The sequence below is a fragment of the Allobosea sp. P1_A7 genome (genome assembly GCF_056406775.1).
In genome coordinates this window covers 1-3,775 of the sequence record NZ_JBFTZN010000396.1, presented here as the reverse complement: position 1 = coordinate 3,775, position 3,775 = coordinate 1, and the positions used below count along the sequence as shown (strand labels likewise).

At 62.7% G+C, this 3,775-nt stretch carries 4 protein-coding genes; all 4 read right to left on the bottom strand.

Annotation, left to right across the window (positions count from 1 at the left end):
* On the bottom strand, positions 1 to 696 hold a 696-nt coding region (locus tag AC1D34_RS34960; protein ID WP_476826710.1), incomplete at its 3' end, for a class I SAM-dependent methyltransferase.
* 161 nt (positions 697 to 857) lie between these two features.
* Complete coding sequence (locus AC1D34_RS34955; RefSeq protein WP_476826709.1) at positions 858 to 2,264, bottom strand: TRAP transporter large permease; 1,407 nt, start codon at positions 2,262 to 2,264, stop codon at positions 858 to 860.
* Positions 2,265 to 2,267: 3 nt separating this feature from the next.
* Positions 2,268 to 2,852 (bottom strand): TRAP transporter small permease, encoded by a 585-nt coding sequence (locus tag AC1D34_RS34950; protein ID WP_476826708.1) that lies wholly within the window; start codon positions 2,850 to 2,852, stop codon positions 2,268 to 2,270.
* A 69-nt stretch (positions 2,853 to 2,921) separates the two neighbouring features.
* The coding region (locus AC1D34_RS34945; RefSeq protein WP_476826707.1) for a sialic acid TRAP transporter substrate-binding protein SiaP at positions 2,922 to 3,775 on the bottom strand (854 nt) is incomplete at its 5' end.

Genomic DNA, 3,775 nt, shown 5'->3' with positions numbered 1-3,775 from the left:
GCGGTCGAAGGGTTCCGCTAGCATGCGGTAATCTTGGAACTGGAAATCGACCGACAGCCCCTCGGCGGCAGCCCGCTCCTGCGCGACGGAAAGCTGCTCCCGCGAGAGGGTGATGYCCTTCACCGAGGCACCGGTCTCGCGCGCGATGCTCAAGCCCAGACCGCCCCAGCCCGACCCGATATCGAGGACGCGCTGGCCCGGCTCGATCGCCAGCTTGGCGATGATGTGGTGCTTCTTGGCCGCCTGTGCGTCCACGAGCGAAATGTCCGGGCTCGGAAAGTAGGCGCAGGAATACTGCAGGTCTTCGTCGAGGAAGAGCCGGAAGAACTCGGTCCTGAGGTCATAGTGATGGGCGACGTTGCGTCTCGCCCAAGCCAGATTGTTGTTCTGGGTGATGCGCCTGATCGCCGTGCGGAATTGCGTGAGAGGCCGCGTCCACGCGGTCAACTCCTGTCGCGATGCGCCGGCGATCAGAATGTCGAGAAGGTCGTAGAGACTGCCACGCTCGACGACGACACGCCCGTCCATCACCGCCTCGCCAAGAGCAAGCTCTGGATTCAGCGCCAGTTTCAACTCGGTCGGACGGTCGAGAATACGCATCGTCGGCCCAGGACTTCTCCCGGCGCCGACGGAGCGCTGGGATCCGTCGGCGAAGACAACATCGAGCCGGGATTTCCCCACCAGCCGGGACAACATCGATTCAATGAGCGCGCGCAAGGACGTCACTCCGTCAGCGAACTCCCCTTCGCCAAAAAAATGGCAATGGAGCCCCTTCAGTGCAACACCTTCAACCTAGGAGTGCAACAGGGGCCTGACTTCAGTGCATGGCGGCGGAGGCTCGGCTCCACCGCCGAATATTACCGCAACATCCCCATCGTTCGCGGCAGCCACAGCGTCAACTCGGGAATGAAGGTGATGGCGAAGAGCGCCAGGAAGAGCGGCACCAGCCAGGGCAGGATCGCCATGGTGGTCTGTTCGACCGAGAGCTTCGCCACCCGCGAGAGCACGAAGAGCACCATGCCGAGCGGCGGATGCAGCAGGCCGATCATCAGGTTCAGCGTCATGATCAACCCGAAATGGATCGGGTCGACGCCGAGCTTGAGGGCGATCGGCAGCAGGATCGGCACCACGATGGTGATCGCCGCAATGGTGTCGAGGAAGCAGCCGATGAAGAGCAGCAGCAGATTGACCAGGATCAGGAAGACCCATTTGTTCTGCGTCAGCCCGAGGATCAGGTCGGACAGGATCTGCGCCGTGCTCGAGACCGTCAGCAGCCAGGCGAAGATCGAGGCGGCTGTGACGATGAAGAGGACGGAAGCGGTCGTCTCGATCGTGTCGAAGGTCGCCTTGGTCAGTGTGCGCAGCGTCATCGAGCGATAGCGGACAAGGCCGAGGAAGAGCGACCAGATCACCGCTGCTGCGGCGGCCTCCGTCGGCGTGAACCAGCCCAGCGTCATGCCGCCGATCAGGATGACCGGCGTCATCAGTGCCATCACCGCCGAGAAGTCGAAATAGTAGTCGAGCGCCAGCAGGGCGACGAGCGCGAGCCCGATCGCGACATTCTCCGATAGGCCTGCCCAGACGAGCAGATAAGCCAGGACCGGGAAGCCAAGCACGACCAGAACCTCGATCCCGGCCGAGCCGATCTGGCGCAGCGAGAATTTGGCGTCGGAGCCCCAGCCGCGCATGCGGGCGAAGATGGCGACCGTGCCCATCATGAACAGCGTCATCACCACGCCGGGAATGACACCGCCAAGGAAGAGTGCCCCGATCGAGGTGTTCGACATCATGCCGTAGATGACGAAGGGCAGTGAAGGCGGAATGATCGGCCCGAGCGTCGCCGAGGCCGCCGTCACGCCGACGGCAACATCCATCGGATAGCCATGGTCCTTCATGGCCTTGATCTCGATCGTGCCGATGCCCGCGGCATCCGCGATCGCCGTGCCCGACATGCCCGAGAAGATCACCGAGCCGATGATGTTGACCTGGGCGAGGCCGCCGCGCATCCAGCCGACAAGCGCGACCGCGAAGGCATAGATGCGGCCGGTGACGCCGGCGATGTTCATCAGATTGCCGGCAAGGATGAAGAACGGCACCGCCAGCAGCGGGAAACTCTCGACGCCGGCGATCATCCGCTGCGCCATGATGACATCGGGCACAGTGCCGGAAATGACGATGAAGGCGAGAGAGGCGACGGCCATGGAGATGGCCACCGGCACGCCGAGGATCATCAGGCCGAGGAAGGTTCCGAGCAGGATGAGCATGCCTCAGGCCTCCGAGCCGTCGAAGGCCGAAGGGCGTTCCAGTACGGAATAGCCGCGTCGTGCGTTCTGCCAGGCGACCTGGACCGAGCGCAGCGTCATCAGAGCGAAGGCAATGACGACGGCATTGAAGACGATCGACTTCGGGAACTGGATCGTCGTCATCATCTCATCGGGGATGAGCGACGCATATTTGTACATGAGCCAGGTGGCGTAGCCGAAGAAGACGATCCGCAAGAGATCGACGCCCGTCGACAGGATCCGCCCCATGCCGGGCGACAGGTAGCGGTAGATGAAATCGACCTGGATATGGCGCGAGGCCCGCACGCACATCGAGGCGCCGAGGAAGACGACGACAATGAGCGCGTAGATCGCGATCTCTTCCGTCCAGGCGTAGGAATCGTTCAGGACATAGCGCGTGAAGAACTGCAGCACGACGCAACCGACCATCAGCCAGAAGGCGGCGAGCGTCACCCAGTCCTCGACGCCATAGCCGCTCAGATCGGCAGGCGGTGGCGCCTCGTCGAAGACATGCGCGATTTCCTCGCTGGTGACGGGGATGTGGATCTCCTGCGGGGTCTCGCTCGACATCGACGGCCTCGGCTCGGCGTGAGGACAAAAAAGGGCCGGTCAAAGACCGGCCCGATGCGACGGATCAGATCACTTGATCGCCTGGATGCGTTCCCAGTCGGCCTTGCGGTAACCGAACTGCTCGAAGCTGACATTCTTCTGGACGGCAGCGAGGAAGTCGGCCTTGTCGATCTCGGTGACCGACAGGCCCTTGTCCTTGAAGACCTGCACGAGCTTGACCTCGTCGGATTGGATCTTCTTGGTCGCACGCTCGGCAGCCTCCTGCGCGACGTCGGTGAAGATCTTGCGGTCTTCAGGCGAGAGCTTGTCCCAGAGCTGCTTGGAGACGACCGTGTTGAGGTGGTCGACGATATGTCCGGTCAGGACGATGTGCTTCTGCACCTCGTAGAACTTCTTCGCCTCGATCGTGTTGAGCGGATTCTCCTGCGCCTCGACCGTGCCGTTCTGGAGCGCGAGATAGACCTCGGCGAAGGCGATCGGCGTCGTGTTGGCGCCGCAGGCGCGTGGCATGGCGAGATAGGCCGGCACGTCCGGCACGCGGATCTTCAGCCCCTTCATGTCCGCGCAGGTCTTGATCGGCTTGTTCGCGGTGGTGTGGCGCGTGCCGTAATAGGTGACGGCCAGGATCTGGTGCCCGCTCTTCTCCTGATAGCCCTTCGCCATCTCCTTGAAGACGTCGCTCTTCACATAGGCGAGGAGGTGGTCCGGTCCGCGGAAGATGAAGGGATAATAGGTCACGCCGATCGGCGGATAGGCGCGGGCCGCGAAGCTCGAGCCCGAGATGATCATGTCGACGGTGCCCAGCGTCAGGCCCTGGTTGATGTCGGTTTCCTTGCCGAGCTGCGAGGCCGGGTAGACCGTGATCTCGTATTTGCCGTTGGTGCGCTTCTTGATCTCGTCCGCAGCCCAGACCGACTCGGTGT

What these genes read in the sequence shown, in the direction of transcription:
- AC1D34_RS34955 (WP_476826709.1), bottom strand. Translation starts at nt 2,264, where the DNA reads ATGCTCATCCTGCTCGGAACCTTCCTCGGCCTGATGATCCTCGGCGTG.
- AC1D34_RS34950 (WP_476826708.1), bottom strand. Translation starts at nt 2,852, where the DNA reads ATGTCGAGCGAGACCCCGCAGGAGATCCACATCCCCGTCACCAGCGAG.